Consider the following 991-nt stretch of genomic DNA (forward strand, 5'->3'; position numbering starts at 1 on the left):
CCTCGGGACCCACCGACCCCGCCCGCGACACACCATGCCCCGGATGCCCGTTTCGCGTGCCCGATCGAAACGGAAGCTGCATGATTTGCCTACCGCTGGAGAAGCGAGACACAGGACCCGCGCCGGCCGCCCCGGCTCCATCGGCCCCGCGTGTCCGGCGGGGCCCGCCCCGCTCAACCCCGGATCAGCCGATGAGGACCGCCACCGACAGGAAGGAAGAACCGTGAACCGCAACGGACGCGTGCGCGCCGCCGGCGACCATGCGAAGGAGACCGCGCGGCACGCGGCGGAGGTGGTGGGACCGTACGCCGCGTCGGCCAGGGAGAACGCCCGGCACTACGCCCACGAGACCGGCGCCTACCTCGCTCCCCGCACCCGGAAGGCGGTGCGGGAGGCGGAGAAGAACTACCGCAAGCACCTCGCCCCCCGGGTGGACCGGGCCCGCCGGTCCCTCCCGGACGGTGTCGACGAGGCCGCGCACCGCGCCGCCGAGGGCACCCGCCGTGCCGCGCACCGCGCGGCCGAGGGCGCCCGCCACGCCAAGGCCGCGGCCGTACCGCACATCGAGGCGGCCCGCGCCCACACCGGGCCCGCCCGCGAGGAGGTGGCGGCCCGTTCGGCGGCGGCCGTGGCGGCGCTGCGCGGTGCCGTGAGCCCCGCCGAGATCCGCCGCGCGGTGCGCCGCCGGGAGCGCCGGGCCCGCACCCGCAGGGCCGTGAAGTGGATCGGCCTGACCGGCCTGGTGGCCGGTGGTGCCTGGGCCGCGTGGCGCTGGTGGGATCAGCAGACGAACCCGGACTGGCTGGTGGAGCCCCCGGCCCCGACCGAGTTGGGCGAGGACGTCCTCGACGAGCCGGCGGTCCTGGACCCGGAGGTCGAGGCCAAGCAGGCGGAGGCCGACGTGACCGGCGACACCCGTGACGGCGAGGGAAGCCCCGAGGACCGGGGCTGACGCCCCTCCCGGCTGACACGCCCTCGGCGCCCCCGGATC

1 protein-coding gene is annotated in these 991 nt (G+C 77.0%); it reads left to right on the forward strand.

Annotation, left to right across the window (positions count from 1 at the left end):
• Nucleotides 1–223 precede the first annotated feature (223 nt).
• A complete protein-coding gene (locus tag FNQ90_RS24705; RefSeq protein ID WP_323380167.1) occupies nucleotides 224–952 on the forward strand; it encodes a DUF5324 family protein in 729 nt (242 codons plus the stop codon).
• Nucleotides 953–991 lie beyond the last annotated feature (39 nt).

Origin of the sequence: Streptomyces alkaliphilus (assembly GCF_014141535.1) — a bacterium.
Classification (GTDB): Bacteria; Actinomycetota; Actinomycetes; order Streptomycetales; family Streptomycetaceae; genus Streptomyces; species Streptomyces alkaliphilus.